This window comes from Streptomyces roseifaciens (assembly GCF_001445655.1).
Taxonomy (GTDB): domain Bacteria; phylum Actinomycetota; class Actinomycetes; order Streptomycetales; family Streptomycetaceae; genus Streptomyces; species Streptomyces aureoversilis.
Genome location: NZ_LNBE01000003.1, coordinates 102,828 through 119,856, shown reverse-complemented (window position 1 = coordinate 119,856; position 17,029 = coordinate 102,828). Strand labels below are relative to the sequence as shown.

General features: G+C 68.5%; 14 protein-coding genes. 12 read left to right on the top strand and 2 right to left on the bottom strand.

Annotated elements, in window-relative coordinates; translation table 11 throughout:
• Positions 1 to 31: 31 nt before the first annotated feature.
• The 12 genes from AS857_RS06550 (at position 32) to AS857_RS06495 (ending at position 12,384) form a co-directional block, all read left to right on the top strand.
• Positions 32 to 1,501 carry an SCO6880 family protein gene (locus AS857_RS06550; RefSeq protein ID WP_058042205.1) on the top strand — a complete coding sequence of 490 codons (1,470 nt, stop codon included), beginning with the start codon at positions 32 to 34 and terminating at the stop codon, positions 1,499 to 1,501.
• A 32-nt stretch (positions 1,502 to 1,533) separates the two neighbouring features.
• Complete coding sequence (locus AS857_RS06545; RefSeq protein WP_058042204.1) at positions 1,534 to 2,016, top strand: DUF6238 family protein; 483 nt, start codon at positions 1,534 to 1,536, stop codon at positions 2,014 to 2,016.
• Positions 2,017 to 2,052: 36 nt separating this feature from the next.
• Positions 2,053 to 3,567, top strand: a complete 1,515-nt coding sequence (locus tag AS857_RS06540) for a TraC family protein (protein ID WP_058042203.1) — start codon at positions 2,053 to 2,055, stop codon at positions 3,565 to 3,567.
• 11 nt (positions 3,568 to 3,578) lie between these two features.
• The gene (locus AS857_RS06535) at positions 3,579 to 4,148 is read left to right on the top strand and encodes a hypothetical protein (RefSeq protein ID WP_144440746.1); all 570 of its coding nucleotides are present in this window, start codon (positions 3,579 to 3,581) and stop codon (positions 4,146 to 4,148) included.
• A gap of 37 nt (positions 4,149 to 4,185) precedes the next feature.
• Positions 4,186 to 5,301 (top strand): hypothetical protein, encoded by a 1,116-nt coding sequence (locus AS857_RS38660; RefSeq protein WP_058042201.1) that lies wholly within the window; start codon positions 4,186 to 4,188, stop codon positions 5,299 to 5,301.
• 91 nt (positions 5,302 to 5,392) lie between these two features.
• Complete coding sequence (locus AS857_RS38655; protein WP_144440745.1) at positions 5,393 to 5,845, top strand: hypothetical protein; 453 nt, start codon at positions 5,393 to 5,395, stop codon at positions 5,843 to 5,845.
• A gap of 427 nt (positions 5,846 to 6,272) precedes the next feature.
• Positions 6,273 to 6,770: a hypothetical protein gene (locus AS857_RS06520; protein ID WP_058043948.1), complete on the top strand. Its 498-nt coding sequence runs from the start codon at positions 6,273 to 6,275 to the stop codon at positions 6,768 to 6,770.
• Positions 6,771 to 6,871: 101 nt separating this feature from the next.
• Positions 6,872 to 7,288 carry a hypothetical protein gene (locus AS857_RS06515; protein ID WP_058042199.1) on the top strand — a complete coding sequence of 139 codons (417 nt, stop codon included), beginning with the start codon at positions 6,872 to 6,874 and terminating at the stop codon, positions 7,286 to 7,288.
• A gap of 374 nt (positions 7,289 to 7,662) precedes the next feature.
• The gene (locus AS857_RS39835) at positions 7,663 to 7,833 is read left to right on the top strand and encodes a hypothetical protein (protein WP_160330193.1); all 171 of its coding nucleotides are present in this window, start codon (positions 7,663 to 7,665) and stop codon (positions 7,831 to 7,833) included.
• 275 nt (positions 7,834 to 8,108) lie between these two features.
• Positions 8,109 to 9,917 (top strand): type IV secretory system conjugative DNA transfer family protein, encoded by a 1,809-nt coding sequence (locus AS857_RS06505; protein ID WP_058042197.1) that lies wholly within the window; start codon positions 8,109 to 8,111, stop codon positions 9,915 to 9,917.
• Positions 9,914 to 11,101, top strand: a complete 1,188-nt coding sequence (locus AS857_RS06500) for a DNA cytosine methyltransferase (protein ID WP_058042196.1) — start codon at positions 9,914 to 9,916, stop codon at positions 11,099 to 11,101. The genes AS857_RS06505 and AS857_RS06500 overlap by 4 nt, the downstream gene beginning before the upstream one ends.
• The gene (locus AS857_RS06495) at positions 11,098 to 12,384 is read left to right on the top strand and encodes a DnaB-like helicase N-terminal domain-containing protein (protein ID WP_058042195.1); all 1,287 of its coding nucleotides are present in this window, start codon (positions 11,098 to 11,100) and stop codon (positions 12,382 to 12,384) included. Before AS857_RS06500 ends, AS857_RS06495 begins: the two co-directional genes overlap by 4 nt.
• 151 nt (positions 12,385 to 12,535) lie before the next feature.
• On the opposite strand, the gene AS857_RS06490 is transcribed toward AS857_RS06495, so the two are convergent.
• A complete protein-coding gene (locus AS857_RS06490) occupies positions 12,536 to 13,591 on the bottom strand; it encodes a PDDEXK family nuclease (RefSeq protein ID WP_058042194.1) in 1,056 nt (351 codons plus the stop codon).
• Between the two features lie 161 nt (positions 13,592 to 13,752).
• Positions 13,753 to 17,025: a type I restriction-modification system subunit M gene (locus AS857_RS06485; protein WP_058042193.1), complete on the bottom strand. Its 3,273-nt coding sequence runs from the start codon at positions 17,023 to 17,025 to the stop codon at positions 13,753 to 13,755.
• Between the last annotated feature and the right edge of the window lie 4 nt (positions 17,026 to 17,029).

Here is a 17,029-nt window from a genome sequence, read left to right as displayed (position 1 = left end):
CCCCCTGCACCTCCAGAACGGCCCCCTCTGTATGTCTGATCACTCCGCCGCCGTGCCGGTGACGGTGAAATTCCCGCACCGAAGTCGCCGCGGCATCCTGCTCGGGCTCTCTCTGCCCCAGCTCGCCCTGACCGCTTCCACGCTCGCGTTTTTGATGCTCATCGTCGTGAGCACCGGTCTCACCGGCGCCTTCGCCCTCACGCCGCTGTGGGTAGCCATTGCCGCGCTGGTCTTCGTCCGCCGGGGCGGACGCTCGCTCATCGACTGGGCCCCGGTCGTCACCCGCTATTACATCCGCCGCGCCCGAGGACAGCACATGTGGTTCTCCCGTCCCTCCACCCGCCCGCATACCGAGGGCCTGCTCCATCTGCCGGGCACCGACGCCTCGTTGCGGGTGTTCACCTCCCCCGACCGGCAGCTCGCCGCCGTGCACGACCCGCGCGCGGGCACCATGACTGCCGTCGCCCGCATCTCCAGCCGGGCCTTCGCCCTCCTCGACCCGGCCACCCAGAACGCCAACGTGTCCGGCTGGGGCCGGACCCTCGCCGGCCTGGCCCGCACCGGGCACATCAAGACCATCCAGGTCCTCGAGCGCACCATCCCCGATTCCGGTGACGCTCTCACCCGGCACTGGAACGAGCACGGTCACCCCCAGGCTCCGGTCGCCGGCACCGTGTACGCCGAGCTCGTCGCCGCCGCCGGCCCGGCCGCCGCCCCTCACGAGGCGTACCTGGCCATCTCCCTCGATATGAAGGCCGCCCGTCGGCTGATCTCGCAGGCCGGTGACGGACTGCCGGGTGGTTTCACCGTGCTGCAGCAGACCACCGCCACCCTCACCCAGGCCGCCCGCAACGCGGGACTGACGGTCACCGGCTGGCTGGACGCCCGGGAGATCGCCGCGGTCATCCGCACCGCCTACGACCCCAAGGCCCTCTCGGCTCTGCAGCAGTGGTCGCCCACCGGCCGTGCCGAAGCCGACCCGGCCGCCGCCGGGCCCGTCGTCCAGGTCGAGGAAGCCGACCGGGTCATCACCGACAGCGCTCACCACGCCACCTACTGGGTCGAGAACTGGCCCCGCACCGAGGTGGGGGCCGGGTTCCTGCACACGGTGCTGTTCTCCGCCGGGGTACGCCGCTCCTTCTCTCTTATCTATGTGCCGCAGCAGCTGGAGGCCGCGCTGAAGGACGTCCAGCGCCGGAAGGCGACGATCATCGCGGATGCGGCCGAGCGCCAGCGCAAGGGCCAGGTCGACAACGAGGAAGACAGCGTCGAGTACGCGGACGTCAAGCAGCGCGAGCGGCAGCTGATCGCCGGCCACGCCGACGTCGCCCTGACCGGCCTGCTCACCGTCTCCGCCGACAGCGACGACGAACTCGACGCTGCCTGCGCCCAGGTCGAGACCGCCGCCGTCTCCGCCCAGGTCGACCTGCGCCGCCTCCTGCGCCAGCAGCCCGACGCATTCGCCACCGCCGCCCTGCCGCTCGCCCGCACCGCCCTGTAACACCCGCAAGCCGCAGGAAGGACCACCCTCTCGTGACGCCTCCGTCCCCGCTCGCCGACAACGAGCCGCTCGCCTACCTCACCGCTGCGACCGCCGGCATCCGCCACCACGCCCGCACCACCACCTCACCCCCCGGCGGCCGTCCGGCAACCCGGGGCCACGTGGACGCCCTCCACGCCCACCTCACCGCCCTCCACACCCTCCTCGGCCGCCTCACCCAGCAGACCCGCGACGAACGCCCCGCCCAGAGCAGCCACTTCGCGGCAGCCCGCACCCGTCTGTGGCAGGCCGGCGAACACCTCCACGATGCCTTCCACCAGGCTCCCCGCACCCCCGCGTCCGGCCCGGACGCGCCGCAGGACGACACCTGCGAGCAGGACATCGACCCCACCGGGCCGCCGTTCCTGACGATCTGCCTGCGCCACCTGCGCACCAGCACCGTCGTCCGGCAGGAGACCACCCCCGCCGACCTGCACTCGCCCCTCCACGGTCACGCCCGCCATCGCGCCGGCTGAAGCCGTTCCCCCGCTGAAAGCCGAGCACCCCACCCGATGAACCACCGGCCCGCCCGCACCGCCCGCCGCGCCAGCGCCTCGCCTCTCTTCACTCCCCACACCCGCGACCGGGCCCGACGCCGCGCCGACCGGCAGCAGCTGCACGCCGCCCGCGACAAGGCCCGCAAGGCCGTCCCCGCCCCTGTCCGCCGCCGTGTCCGGACGGACGACCAGGGACCGATGCCGCAGTACCCGGCCAGTGGCCGGCCGGGTCCGGCCTCAGCCCGCGGCGGGAAGCTGTCCCTGCCCGCCCACCGCATGACCACCGCCACCGTCGCCGGTGCGTATCCCTTCCTCGCCGAAGGCGGCCTCGGCGCCGAGGGCACCTACATCGGCCGCGACGTCCACGCCGAGGCATCGTTCACCTTCGACCCCTTCGCGCTGTACGGGAAGCTCGACGGCTTCACCAACCCCAACGTGCTCCTCGCCGGCGTCATCGGCATGGGCAAGTCGGCGCTCGCCAAGAGCTTCGCGCTGCGCAGCGTGGCCTTCGGATACCGGATCTACGTCCCCTGCGACCCGAAGGGCGAGTGGACGGCGGTGTCGGCCGCGCTGGGCGGCACGACCATCGCGCTCGGACCCGGCCTGCCCGGCAAACTCAACCCCCTGGACGCGCCTCCGCAGCCCGACGGCGTGACGGCCGAGGACTGGGCCAGCGAGGTCCGCAAGCGACGGCTGATGCTGCTCGGTTCCCTGGCCCGTACCGTCCTCGGCCGGGACCTGCTGCCGATGGAGCACACCGCGCTCGACGTCGCCCTCGACTGCGTCGTCACCCACGCCGCCCAGAGGGGCCGGACCCCGCTCCTCGGCGACATCGCCGCCACCCTCAACAACCCGGGCCTGCTCGACATCGCCGGCGGGGAACTCTCCGGCCGCCTCGGCGACGCCGCCCGCGACCTCGCCCACGCCATGAGGCGACTGGTCCACGGCGACCTGGCCGGGATGTTCGACGCCCCCTCCACCGTGGTCTTCGACCCGCGCAGCCCGATGCTCACCATCGACCTCTCCCGCCTCGGTGGCTCCGGCGACGACACCGGCCTCGTCCTCGCCATGACCTGCGCCTCCGCGTGGATGGAGTCCGCGCTCGCCGACCCCAATGGCGGCCGCAGGTGGGTCGTCTACGACGAGGCGTGGCGGCTCATGCGGCACGCGGGACTGCTCGAGCGCATGCAGTCCCAGTGGAAGCTCTCCCGCGGCCTGGGCATCGCGAACCTGATGGTGATCCACCGCCTCAGTGATTTGCTCACCGCCGGTGATGCGGGCTCGCGGGGACGTGCACTCGCCGAGGGCCTGCTCGCGGACTGCTCCACCCGCATCGTCTACCACCAGGAAGCCGACCAAGTCCTCGCCGCCGCCGGACTGCTGGGACTGACCTCCGTGGAATCCCAGGCCATCGCCCATCTCAACCGCGGACGCGGCCTGTGGAAGGTCGCCGGCCGGTCCTTCATCGTCCAGCACCTGCTCCATCCACAGGAACTGGCGCTCTTCGACACCGATGCCCGCATGCATTGACCGGAGCGATCTTGTTGCGCATAGACCCGAGCAGCCCCGCCCACCTGAACACTATCGCCCAGGAACTACGTGAACTGGCCAACGGTCTCACACTGTTCACCCATAACACGCCCGAGACAGCGGCCTTCACCGCCGGCGCCCGGATGAAGGCCCTCGGCGGCATATCGGAGATGCTCTCCAACACCCTGCTGTACAACCTCACCGGCGAGCCCTCCGCCGACCGCGCCGAGCGTCGCGGTGCCGGAGCCCTCGCCACCGCCGCAGCCGGGACGTCACAGGCCATGGGTCACCTGGCTGAAGCGCTCCAGCAAGTCGCCTTCCTCCAGGAACACGCCACGCGCCGGCCAGGACCGGACCTCGCCGACGCCCAGCAGGCCGCATGGAACGTCATCGGTGACCGCCTGGACGACGCCCGCACAGCACTGCAAAACACCGCCACCCAGCTGGAAACCGACACCCGCCACCTCACCCAGCCACCACGGCGTCCCGCCCCACGCAGTGCCGTCCCGACCGCGCAGGCCCAGCAGCCCCCCACGCCGGTGGCCGTTCCCACCACCCCTCTGCGCCGACCGGCCCCCTGACCGCACCACCTACCCGTCACCGGAAAGAACCTCCCTCTTGCCTCACCGAGCTGATCTGTCCGCGTTCGCCGACGCACTCGCCCAGCGGCTGCCCGGCACGTGGACCAGCCAGTACCACCCGCACCCCGACTACCCCGCCCAGTTCCCCATCGCCGAACAGCTGTGGGACATGGCCCATGCCCACTGGGCCGTCGCCGAGTTCGTCCTCAACCACGACGCCGTACTCACCGGCCCCGGCGGCAAACGCCTGTACGTCATCGACCGGCCCCTCAACCAGAACGAGTTCATCGTGGCCGCCCTCGCGCCGCCCGAACTGGACGACCACCTCTTCCACGGCGTACCCGAGCCCAACGGGATCACCGTTGGCACCGACCCCGCCCGGGCCGCGGCCACCGTCGCCCGGCGCCTGCTGCCCCGCTACGACAAGGCACTCGCCGAAGTACACCGCAGGACCGCCGTGGAGCATGCCCCCTCGGTGAAGCGCACGGCCCGGGTGGATTTCGCCTGGCAGGCAGACGGCTCCCTGACCGCCACCACCGACCACCCAGGGGCCATCGATCACCTGCACCGCGCCGGATTCCACCCCGACCCCCGCTCCAGCGATACCTTCGCCCTCCCCGTCGCACTCAGCACAGCCGAACGGGACCAGAGGCTGCGCACCGTCGCCCTGGAACTCGGAACTCTCGGAGCCCACGTCTCCATCCGCAACGCCCCCGCACCAGCACCGCCGGCCCCGGCCCCAACGGTCCTGACGGAGCTGGTCCACCGTGTCGCCTCCGCCGAGGACCTGCACGAGGTAGCCGCAATCCTCGACGAAGCACTCGACCCGAGGACCGGCCCGCTTCCCAGTCTGGAAGCAGTGGTCCGTCACAGCGCCGCACGCGCCGCCGAGACCGGACCGGCCCCGCTGCGCAGTGAGTTCACCGCCACCTTCGGCGCCATCGCCGCACGCATCCAGCAGCTCCATCGCGATCTCGCCGAACTTCGGCTCGGCGTGGGAGAGATCGCTGCTCTCACCCACGCCCACGGCGAGCACATCTGGTCCGATCTCCTCGACCAGCGCCACACCACACGCGCCACCCCCACTGCGACAGCCGCATCCCCGACGCCAGCCAGGACCACCGCCACCATCGGTGTCCCGCGCGGGCGCTGAGCGTAGCCACGTGCCGCCGGTCACCGCCGTGCCTTCGTTGCCGCCACCGGTGAGCCCTTCACACTTTTTCCCCAGCACGGAGCACAGCCCTGTGGATAACCCAGACCCTCATGTCGTCGTCGGCCGCCACCCCGAATTCGGCTACGTCGCCCTGAACACCCAGGACTTGTTCGTCGCCGACCATGTGCTCAAGCTCCTGGGCTTCCAGCCCGTCCCCGACAGCAACCTCTACGCCCTGGCCAACCCCGAGCACGACGGCGAACGCCGCACCCGGCAGGCCATCGCCTCCCTGCGCGCCGCCCGCTACCAGGTCGCCGCCGACATCAGCCTCGACCCCGCACCATCTCAGCAGGCCGCCACCCAGCGCCTCACCAACGAGCACCAGCAGACCACGACGCAGGGCAGGGCGCAGCGGACGACGCCGACTGCTCAGGCGGCGGTCGTGAAGTCCGCTGCCTGGCAGAGCCGTACCGATCTCCAGCCCATTCCGCCCAAGCCGAAGAACCCTCCGCTGTGGGCTCCCCGCAGCCAGATACGACGTTGAGGTCCCATGGATCTGACACCAGCCGACCGTATCGTCGGCGCACGCTCCACAGCAGAGGCGGCACGCGTACTCCAGGAAGCGATCGAAGATCCGTGCGGTCATCTGTCGGATCTCTATGACCTGTTGGAGAGGGCCAGCATCTGGTTCGACGAGCACCCTGGCCCCAGCCCCGGCGATGCCTCCCGGCGGCTCCACGGCGCCGCTGCCGCGCTGGATGCGTTCGGGGACGACGTCGTCCGGCTCACCGAAGATCTCACCCGATCCCCCGCGCCCACACCCCGCGGGACGGGGCCTCGGCCGTACACCGTGCACCCCTTCAGTCCGCCCAGCCCGGACCTGCCACCGCGCGCTGCCACGCCGCCCGGTCACCGGCCCCGCCGCTGACCCTCCGCATTCCCTTCAAACCCCGGACGAATTGGAGAACTTCATGGCTGTCCGTACTCACTGGACCATCGACCACACGTGCGGCCACCAGGCCGAGCACGACCTGTCCGATCGCGCTGCCGACCGACGCGCCGGCTTCGCCCGCTGGCTTGAGGCCCGCGACTGCTCCGACTGCTGGAAGGCCGCCCGCGAGAGCAGTCCTGCGGACAAGGAGCAGTGGCTCGCCGCCCGGCGCGCCGAAGAGCAGGAAGCGGCCACCGGGTGGGAGCAGCGCTACGAAATGCCGCCGCTGGAGGGACCGGAAAAGGCGGTGGAGTGGGCCGTGCGGTGCCGACACCAGCTGGTGACCGCCGCATACACCGCCCTGGCCGTCGAAGGTGATCTCGACGACGCGGACTGGTCGGAGATCGAGGAGAAGGTCCGTACGGTCACACGAGCCGGGTGGTGGATCGACCAACGCGATGCCGACGGCGCCGATCTGCCGGAGCTGCTCGAGGCGGCGACCGACGCCGACCGCCCGACCGAAAACCCCTACGTGTAGCAGCAGCTATAACCCCTTATAGCCGGTTCAAGAAACGGCTTCGCCGCACGGCCCTCGACTGTCGCACCCCTTCTCACCGTTCCACCCGCTGAGGACCACCGATGCCCGACTCCGCTCCCCTCTCCGTCCACGCCACCGACACCGTCACTCCCAACCGGCAGGTCCGGCACGACCACTTCGCCCCCGGCGACCGCGTCGTGGTCATCCGGGGCAGCCTGGATGGCGACCTCCACGGCGACGACCTGACCGTCGTCGCACCGTCCTGGCACACACCCACCGGCCAGGACGGCTGGCGCACCCGCAACCCGAACGGCGGCACCCACACCTTCACCACCGCGCACCCGCGCTACCTCATCCACGTCGAGCAGCACTGCCCCGACTGCGTCGCATTCTTCCGCGCCCTGGCCGCCGAGCTGCTGCCACAACTACCCAAGCGCGGGTGCACGGAAGGGGACTGGTACCAGTTCACCGCACTCGACCAGCTCGTGCACCGCGATGACTACGGCCTAGCGGCGTGATCGCCCTCCGGAGCCGCGAAGACGATGCCGACACCGTCGTGCAGGACGTCTGCAGACCGCGGAGCCCGACACCCCACCCGCTCGTTCCTGCCGGACAGATTCCGCCCTCGCCTCACATGTTCCCCAGCTTCACCACGACCGCCGATCCTGCGGCCCGGCTGACGCGCCACCTCTTCTACCGCCTGCGCCGACTGCTCCACCGCTGCATCAGCCGCGATGCCTCCGCTCGCACGGCGCACCCCCGGCATACAGGCACCTCGCTGGCCACCGGCCCCTTCGGAACGCTCGGCGAGACCCGCTCGAACGTCCGGCAAGGTACTCCCACTGGCACCCGAACCGGGAAGTGAGCGGCCGACGTTGACGGTCCCGTTCCGGTGACGACCGAGGAGGCGGATCGGATCGCCGCCGATCTGATCCACCTGCTCGACCAACGCTGCACACCACGACCGACCCTCGGGCTGCCCGCCCACCCGATGAAGGCCATCCTCCATCCCAGAACCGGCGTGCTGGAGCGGCTATCCGACTGGCCGTCCACCGCTGGCTGATTCGACTGCGACCGCGTCGACCCACAGGAACTGGGCTCACCCGCCTACGACCTGTGGCACGCCATCATCACTCAGGCCGCCGAGGACATCACCGACGACGTCAGCGACCTCATGGACGCCGCTGCCCAGTCGGGCCGTCTACCCGCCGTCAGCCGCGAGCCCCTGCCCGTCGCATCTCCCGCGCCCCAGCCGCCGTGGCCGCTGAACCCAGCGCGTCCCCCGTGCCTCTCGCGCTCCCCCCCCATCTCTCCCGCACCACCACAGGACCATCCGCTTTGCCTCCTCGCACATCCCCGTCCGCGCCCTCCTCCCCGGCCACGGACCTCCTCTTCCGCATCCTGATCGGCGCCATCGCCGTCTTCATCCCCTTCGCCACCGCCTCCTGGATCGGCGGCAACGTCGTCGCCTTCCTCACCACCGACGCCGACTCCCGTGCCCCCTTCCGCCCCGCCGACGCGCTCCTCCACCCTCACGACCTCTGGCCCGAGACCGGCGACACCGCCCTGACCATCGGCACCCTCGTCTTCCCCTGCGTCCTCCTCGTGGCCATCGCCGCCATCGCCGCGCGGCTCTACATGCGCCATAAGAACGGCACCAAGGGGCGCAAGGCCGTCAAGGGGATGGCCACCCGGCGGGACGTCGAGCCTCTGCTCGCCCGGCAGATCACCGCCAAGGCCAAGGAGCTTCGCCCGAGCCTGGCCAAGAGCGAGACGAAGAAGATCGATCCACAGGAGACCGGAGTCCTGCTCGGAGATCTCGCCGGCACCCGGCACGAGGTCCGCATGGGCTACGAGGACGTGGCCGTGGCCATCATGGCCCCCCGCTCCGGCAAGACGACCTGCCTGGCCATTCCCGCGATTCTCGGCGCCCCCGGCGCCGTCCTGCTGACGTCCAACAAGGCCGCGGGCGACGCCTATACGGCCACGCTGGAGGCCCGGGGGAAGGTGGGGCGGACATGGTCGATGGATCCTCAGCAGATCGCGCACGCCCCGCGGGAGATGTGGTGGAACCCCCTCGCGGATGCCACCAGTCTTGAAGGCGCCGGCCGCCTGGCCGGCCACTTCGTCGCCGCCTCCGTCGACAGCAGCAACGCCGGCGACTTCTGGTCCAAAGCCGCGCAGAACATCCTCGCCCAGCTCTTCCTCGCCGCCGCCCTGGACCGGCGCCCGATCACCGACGTGATGCAGTGGCTGGCCTTCCCGGCCGACCGTACCCCGCTGGACCTGCTGCGTGACCACGGCTTCGACGCCGTCGCCGCCCAGCTCAAGGGCACCGTCGAGGGCCCGCCCGAGACCCGCGACGGCATCTACGAGACCGCCCGCCAGTACGCCGCCTGCTTGCTCTCGGCTGACATCGCCGCCTGGATCACCCCGCAGGGCGACGTCGCGGAGTTCCGGCCCGCCGAGTTCGTCCAGGGCCGCGACACGTTGTACCTGCTGTCGAAGGACGGCGGTGGCGGAGCGAGCGCGCTGATCGCCGCGTGCGCGGACTCGGTGATGCGCACGGCGACCGCACACGCCGAACGTTCCGGAGGCCGCCTCGACCCGCCCATGCTCGCGGTCCTCGACGAGGCAGCCAACGTATGCAAGATCAGCGACCTGCCGGACCTGTACTCGCACCTCGGATCCCGCGGGATCATCCCCATCACCATCCTGCAGTCCTACCGCCAGGGCCAGAAGGTCTGGGGCGACTCGGGCATGGACGCCATGTGGAGCGCGGCCACCATCAAGGTCATCGGCTCCGGTATCGACGATCCGGACTTCGCCGACAAGCTCTCCCGGATGATCGGCGACCACGACGTCGAAACCGTCTCCACCTCCACCTCCGACTCCGGCACCTCGAAGTCCGTCTCGATGCGCCAAGAGCGGATCCTGCCCGCCGACGCCATCCGCGCCCTCGCCAAGGGAACCGCCATCTGCCTGGCCACCGGCATGCGCGCCGCGATGCTCACCCTGCGCCCCTGGTACAAGGAACCCGGCGCCGCCGCACTCTCCGCCGCTTCCCAGTGCGCCTCGCAGACCATTACCGCCCGTGCCGTCGCCAAGGCCGCGCCGAAGCAGGACAACTTCGGGCAGGCCGCATGATCCTGGACCTGTTCGCCGGCCCCGGTGGCTGGTCACATGCCCTGGCCGTCCTCGGCGCACGGGACATCGGTCTGGAACGGGATGAGTGGGCGTGCAAGACCCGGGCAGCCGCCGGGCACACCACCATCCGGACCGATGTGGCGCAGTATCCGACGTGGCCGTTCGCCGGGAAGACCACAGGGTTGATCGCGAGCCCGCCGTGCCAGGCGTGGTCGATGGCCGGCAAACGGCTGGGGCTGATCGACCAGCCCTTGGTCCACCAGGCCGTCGCCGACCTCGCCAACGGTCTCGACACCCGCGGCAAGCTCCTGGCCGCATGCCGGGACGAACGGTCGCTGCTGGCCGCCGAGCCGATGCGCTACCTCCACGCCCTCCACGTCGCCGGTCAGCCCGAATGGGTCGCCATGGAAGAAGTACCGGACGTCCTTCCGCTCTGGCGCCAGTACGCCCAGATCCTGCGCACCTGGGGCTTCTCCGTATGGACCGGCATCGTGAACGCGGCGGACTACGGGGTGCCGCAGACCCGCCGACGGGCTATCCTCCTCGCCTCCCGCACCCGCGACGCCGCCCCGCCTGAACCGACACACGCCCAAGTAGCCACGCAAGACACGTTCTTCGGGCCGGGCCGGGCCCTCTGGGTCTCCATGGCCGAAGCGCTCGGCTGGGGCGCGACCGACCGGCCCGTTCCCACCGTCTGTGCAGGCGGTGGGAACGGCGGCGGGCCCGAGCCCTTCCCCAGCGGGTCACGCAAAGCGCTGACCACCTCCCGTGACCGCGGAACCTGGCAGGCCCGCCACACCGACTCAACTGCCCAGGTGCGCCATGGGCGTTCGTCCTGGATGCTACGGAGTAACAGCCAGGCCAACGCCACCGTGCGACGGGCGGACGAACCAGCAGGCACCCTCTTCTTCGGCCACCGCGTGAACGAATGCGTCTGGGTACCCAACCCCACCACGCCGCCCGCCCCGGACCCGGGTGGCGAGCGGAATCCGGCCGCGATCCGGATCACGGCAACGGAGGCAGGGATCCTCCAGTCCTTTCCCGCCACCTACCCGTGGCAAGGCACGAAGTCGCGGCAATTCGAGCAGATCGGCAACGCAGTACCCCCACTGCTGGCCGCGCAACTCCTCGCCCCTCACCTGGGCACCCGCGTACGCCAGAGTGACTTCGGACTGGCCGCATGAGCACCCAACTCCAGGACCTGCCCGGCCGGGACGTCATCGTCCTGGCCGAGCAGGCACTCCTCGGCGCCCTCCTCTTCCAGCCCCGCGCTCTCACCGCGGTCTCAGGATGGCTGGAGCCGGAACACTTCTACCTCCCGCACCACACCGCTCTGTACTCCGCGATGTGCCACCTCGCCAAGACCGGTCACCCCGCTTCCGCCGAGGCGCAGCCGACGCCCGAGCAGGGACTGGAGTGGGTGCAGCAAGCCACCGCGCGCGGCGCCGAAGCAGCGTCCGCGCTCACCCCCTCCTACGCTCATGCCCTGATCAATGCCTGCCCGCAGCCCAAGCACGCGACCACATACGGGCAGATGGTCCTAGCCGGCCACGCCCGCCGGGCCGTCGCCGAGCACGCCGCCCGCCTCGGACAGGCCGTACGGGAATCCCGAGAATCCGACACAGGCATGGATCTGCTCTGTGCACGGGCCGACGAGCTGGCCGACGTCCTCGAACAGCTCACACGTCGGTGGCGACCCTACCCCGGCTCTCTCCCCCGCACCGAAACGAGCGCCTCGTCCACGCAGAGCGAAGACATCAAAGACCGAATACTGGCCGAGCGGGTCTTCCTCTCGGCTGCCACGAACCGGCCTGCCGTCCTAACAGAGGTGCGCGCCTATCTCACGGCGGAGGACTTCGCTGACCCGGTCCACCAGCAGCTCTTCCGGGCGCTGGCCGCCCTGGACCACCGCGGCGACCCAATCGACCCGGTCACCGTCGTCTGGGAGGCCCAGCAGCGTGGTGTCTTCGTCCGCACTACGGCCACACCCGACGACGTCCTCGCTATCTGTGAGCGGTCCGGCGCGGACCCCGCCTACTGGGCAACCCGCGTCATACGCCACGCGCTACTATCCGCTGCCACCGACACTGCCGGCCATATTGGGCGGCTCGCCGCTGACACCACGCTCACACCCCATCAGCTGATCACCACGTCCCGCCGCGCTCTCGCCGACCTCACCGCCGTCCGGCTTCGAACGCTCCGCGCCCGAGGCGAGGTTGTGCCCCGACAGTCGACGGAATCGCGACGCAGACCCCCGCCAGTCGCAAGCAGTCACACGACCTCGACGCCATCAGTGCAGACACCCGCATGCCCAAGCCCCCCATCGAAAGCCAATCTGCGTCTCGACTTGTCTACCGCTCCATCCGTGTCAGCACCGTCACAGATGTCTTCGCGGGCCCCGTCACCACGCCAACCCGCGTCAACCTCCCCATCCACCCCGATCGCCCGCTCGCCGAGAAGGCGTTAATCAACCCCTCCGTCCAGCCCAAAGAAGCGGGGAACGGCGGGCACGGCACACACCCGCGCACCAGCGGCGCCCGTCCGGCGAGTCGAGTTTCAGGCTCTCCTGCGGATGGATCCGTGGCTGGCTTTGCCCATGCCCGTCGTGCCACCCTTGGCTAACACGGATTCCACAGCGCGCTCGGCTCATATCGCAACTGGTAGGAACGAACCCCAGCTCCGTTCATGCGGTAGATGGTGATCGCGCTCAGGAACTGTGACTTGATCTCTGAGGTGCGCTGCCGCTCTTTTTCCTCGACTCCGCTGATCCATTGCTCGATGTGCTCCGGCAACTTAAAGGTAAGCCGGTAGGCATCCTCATCAGCGCCCCATGGAGACAGAGTCCACTCAGCAGCCTCACCATGCCCAGTCCGCCGGAGCCGAACCGAGTGGTCTGGACTGGCATCGGCGTACTTCAAGAACTGCTGTTTGTCATCGGCGGCCAGTGGCAGGATGAACGGAGCAGCGGGGAATCCCAACAGCAGCTCGGCCTCGCTGTGCTCCTCGAGCACAGTAACGAAGTCCGCGAGGAGCTGGCTGGCCACGCCCTCGAACTGCGTCGCGCTGGTACCCACTTCAGGCAAAAGGCCGGCGGGGCCCATACCCAGAGCTTTTCTCATCTCGTTCCGCATCCAGGACACGGGGAAAGACCTCAGATGGTACGTATTCTGGGCGTCGAACAGCGCACGCGCCGTTGCGTAGAGCGCGTTGCGGAGCCAGTCGAAGGACTCACCCGACAGGTCTACGAGCGATATCTGATGAGCCAGGGCATACTTCTGGGCGTCGGTGGTGAAGCCGTTGGCTGAGAACAGGGCGTACGAATATTGGTAGCGCTGGCGAGGACGGGTACTCGGCAGGGTCATGAAGTTCTCGTTGACGTCGTGAAGCACTCCGTGGGCATTGCGCACGACCTCCAGCCGACACGGCGTGCGGTAGAACTTGGCCTCCAGGAACAGTCGGACCGGCAGCGAAAAGGCCGGCGTGAAGGCGAACTCTCCCAGTACATCTACCTGATGCAGGGCACCGCGCCCACGGACCCGGAGCGTGTTCCCTTCTGAAACGAGCTCTACCGGGTCCTGTTTGGCGTCGACCAACAGCCGGTAGCCGCTGTGCCGAAGCAACCACGCCAGCGACTCTTCCAATAGATAACCCCTCAACGTGGCACGCGTGGCCATGTTGCCCTCCTCCAGTCAGTCTGCCGAGTAAACGGGGGAATCAGTCCGTGATCATCTCATCGAGCTACTCCTGCGCCGCGCCAGCCTTGCGAATTGACACCCGCCCTCTACCAAACCACTGACACTAGACAGTGCAGTCCGATCTGGACGCTTTCACAAGCTCAGTTCTGAGGATCGCCGGGGTATGGGATTGTCAACTCGTGCTCCTCCAGGCTGCGCAGAACAGCTGTGCCATTTGCTATGTGGTTGAGCAAGAACAGTTCCCGCGTCCGGCAGTCCGGACACAAACTGACCATCGCCAATGGCCATAGATCAATCGGTTCGCCTGGCGGAGTGCCGTCGACATAGACCCTGTCCGGCCGCAGAGGGTGGTTGATCGGCCGGCTCAACGGCTCCCAACTCGGGTGACTCCCTCGCAGCCTCAGGCCCACAGCCTGGAAGGACGACTCGTCGAGGTATTCGCAGCGCTCGACCCAAAACCAGTCGGTGCTCGACAGCCAGTTAACCGAGCTGAGAGCTGAGACCACAGGCGGTTCGAGTATTTCGACGTCCTCGTCGACTTCGTGGTCCCTACGTACCCCGTGAGCGTGGTGGAAACCGTTACGAAGGCCCTTGATTTCCTTCAGAAGTGATTGCGTGACGTTGTGTTCGTGGAGTGCGACGAGTTCCGGCAGCTGCGGAGCGGGGACCTCATCCAGGAATCTTTGAATGAGCGTGGTCCAGGTACCAAAGGTCGCCCCTTGACTGAACGATTTGCGTAGAGATCTGGTGAAGCTCCCGTGGTGCGCAATGAGTTCACGCAGGGCGAGGATACCCAGGGTGCGTGCCGTTCCTTCGCCGAGCTTGAGCAGTCCGTCCTTCCGCTCGGCTGGGTGGGTGCTCACGCGGTAGCGCCGCGCGAGAGCGGCTACGTGAAATGGATAGCTCGCCTCCGCCCGCCACACAGGGTCGTCGAAAGGGCGCGCCAATTGTCCCGCGAGGCGCGCCTCGCGGGCGGCAAACCGGATGGACTGGCGGATCTCTGCAACGCGTGTCTCAGGCCCTGCGAAGACGTTCGGCAGGATGCCCTCGGTCGCCATCCGTAGTGCGTGGCGCCCCTCCTGCACCTCTGCCAGCAGATCCTCGGTCTCTGGGGCAGTGACCAGCTCCACCGGTACGGGCGTGTCGAGCAGGTCCCGGACCTGTGGATAAGCAGCACTGCTCTTACCGGAGTTGAGCCATTCGCATAGCCCACGACCGCTTCCCTGGGCGGGGTGCAGTACAAACAGCCGAGTGACTGCGTCACCGAACCCTGTCGGTAGAAGGCGCCAGTTACCCGCACGCCCCACCAAGTCGCCGCCCGTGCATGGTGTCAGTTCGGAGTCATCCAGTTCCGCATCCGGCAGTTCCAAGGACGAGTCGACAGCGTGCAGATAGGACGCCGTGAGGTGTTTGGGTGGGAGAGGCTCCGCCTCCCCTCGTTGAGGACGGCGCATCTTGACACGCTCCGTCTCCAGCTGCGCGAAGGCCCGCAACGGTGCGAACGCCCCGTCAAGCTCCGCGACGTAGAAGAGCGAGGGGCGGATGGCACACCCAAGACGGGTCTTCGCGTGGTCGAGCCAGGCGTCCGGGGTGTGTGGCAGCACCTCTGTGCGGAAGTACTCTTCAGGGTCGTCCCGCAACGGCACGACGACCAGATCACACAACTCCGGATCAGGTTCCGTCACGCCTCGGTTCTGCTGCACTTCTCCTTGGTCATCACGCACCCCGATCGCGTTTCGGACGCTCCTTTCGAAGGCGGCGCCTCGCGGCCAGGTCAGACCGACGGCCGCGACCGCACGCCGCAGTGCCGAGAAGGCGCCGGAGCTGGTAGCCCAAGTCGTTCCAACGAGCTCGCGCAGTGCGCCAATCAGTTTTTCGGGATGTTCCCCTCGTTGGATCGGCCGCAGGGAGGAAAGCTGGTGCAAGCCGTCGGTGGTGAGTTCGAAACGCAGCCGCAACGGGCGTTCGATGACAATCTTCCGATACAGCAGTTCCTCGTTCCGCACGACGCTCACCTGGTCACGGGGAGATCCGCCCACGGGAGCCGACAATGCCTCTTCGTAGAGCCGGACGATCTTGTCGAGTTGATCGGGGCCGAGGTACTTCCGCTTGCTGCCCGATGACTGCCGCGTTCTCTGCCAGTGGTCCTGCGCCTTGACCAGGGCCACCCTGCCCTGGTGCGCCGGCTTCTTGCGATTACTCAGGACCCAGAGGTACGTGCTGATGCCGGTGCTGTAGAAGAGTTGGTCAGGCAGGGCGACGATGCCCTCGAGCCAGTCATTCTCGACGATCCATCGCCGGATGTCGCTCTCACCCAAGCCGGTGGCTCCGCCCTGCATGGGGGAGCCACTGAAGAGGACCACAACACGGCTTCCCCCACCGGAAGCATCCACCGGTTTCATCTTCGCCAGCATGTGCTGGAGGAAGAGCAGCGATCCGTCGCTGACACGCGGCAGCCCCGCGCCGAAACGTCCCTCATCGCCCAGCTCATGCTCGGCACGGACCTGACGCTCGGCGTTCTTCCAGCTGAGGCCGAACGGGGGGTGCGCCAACAGGTAGTCGAAGCGCTCGTCGCCGAAGAGGTCCTCCCGCAGGACGTTCCCGAACCGGATCTGGGCCGGGTCGCGTCCGCTCATCAGCATGTTGGAGCCGGCGACAGCCCAGGTCTCGGCGTTGACCTCCTGGCCGTGCAGGGACACGTGCGCCTCGGCGTTGGTGACCTCGATGCGCTCGGCCACCTCATCGAGCAGTCCGCCGGTTCCGCAAGCCGGGTCGTGGACCGTGCGTAGCACTCCAGGCAGCGCGAGCTCATGCTGGTCGGGCCGCACCAGAAGTGCGGACATCAGCCGTCCGACGTCACGGGGGGTGACGCGCTCGTCGGCGCCAGCGCCTCCTTTCTGTTCGGCAGAGCGCCGTACGAGGTCCTCGAACACGAACCCCATGTCGTAAGCAGAGAGGGTGACCCCCAGATCCAGTGAAAGGAACCGGCCGACGACCTGGTACAACAACCCGGTGTGGTGCAGTCGTTCGATGGTTCGGTCGAACTCGAAACGTCGGAACACTTCCCTGACGTTCTGGGAGTAGTCGCGCACATACCCGCGCAACAACACCTCCGAGTTGCTCGGATCGGCGACGACGGCGTCCAGTGCATAGTGACCGGTATGAAAGAAGGGGTGGCCGGAGGCGCGACGAAGAGCAATATCCCGGAATGAGTCCGGACATATACCTTTATCCGCCAATTTCGCCGAGGCGTCTAGCACCTCCTGGCGTGTGGGCGCGAGCAGGCAATCGAGACGCCGCAGCACGGTGAACGGCAAGACGACGCTGCCGTACTCGGACGCCTTGAAGTCTCCGCGAAGAAGATCCGTGAGCGACCAGATATATCCGGAAAGCTGCGTCCCTGTATCACTCATGGCG

What these genes read in the sequence shown, in the direction of transcription:
- AS857_RS06550 (WP_058042205.1), top strand. Translation starts at nt 32, where the DNA reads ATGTCTGATCACTCCGCCGCCGTGCCGGTGACGGTGAAATTCCCGCAC.
- AS857_RS06540 (WP_058042203.1), top strand. Translation starts at nt 2,053, where the DNA reads ATGAACCACCGGCCCGCCCGCACCGCCCGCCGCGCCAGCGCCTCGCCT.
- AS857_RS06520 (WP_058043948.1), top strand. Translation starts at nt 6,273, where the DNA reads ATGGCTGTCCGTACTCACTGGACCATCGACCACACGTGCGGCCACCAG.
- AS857_RS06515 (WP_058042199.1), top strand. Translation starts at nt 6,872, where the DNA reads ATGCCCGACTCCGCTCCCCTCTCCGTCCACGCCACCGACACCGTCACT.
- AS857_RS06500 (WP_058042196.1), top strand. Translation starts at nt 9,914, where the DNA reads ATGATCCTGGACCTGTTCGCCGGCCCCGGTGGCTGGTCACATGCCCTG.
- AS857_RS06495 (WP_058042195.1), top strand. Translation starts at nt 11,098, where the DNA reads ATGAGCACCCAACTCCAGGACCTGCCCGGCCGGGACGTCATCGTCCTG.
- AS857_RS06490 (WP_058042194.1), bottom strand. Translation starts at nt 13,591, where the DNA reads ATGGCCACGCGTGCCACGTTGAGGGGTTATCTATTGGAAGAGTCGCTG.
- AS857_RS06485 (WP_058042193.1), bottom strand. Translation starts at nt 17,025, where the DNA reads ATGAGTGATACAGGGACGCAGCTTTCCGGATATATCTGGTCGCTCACG.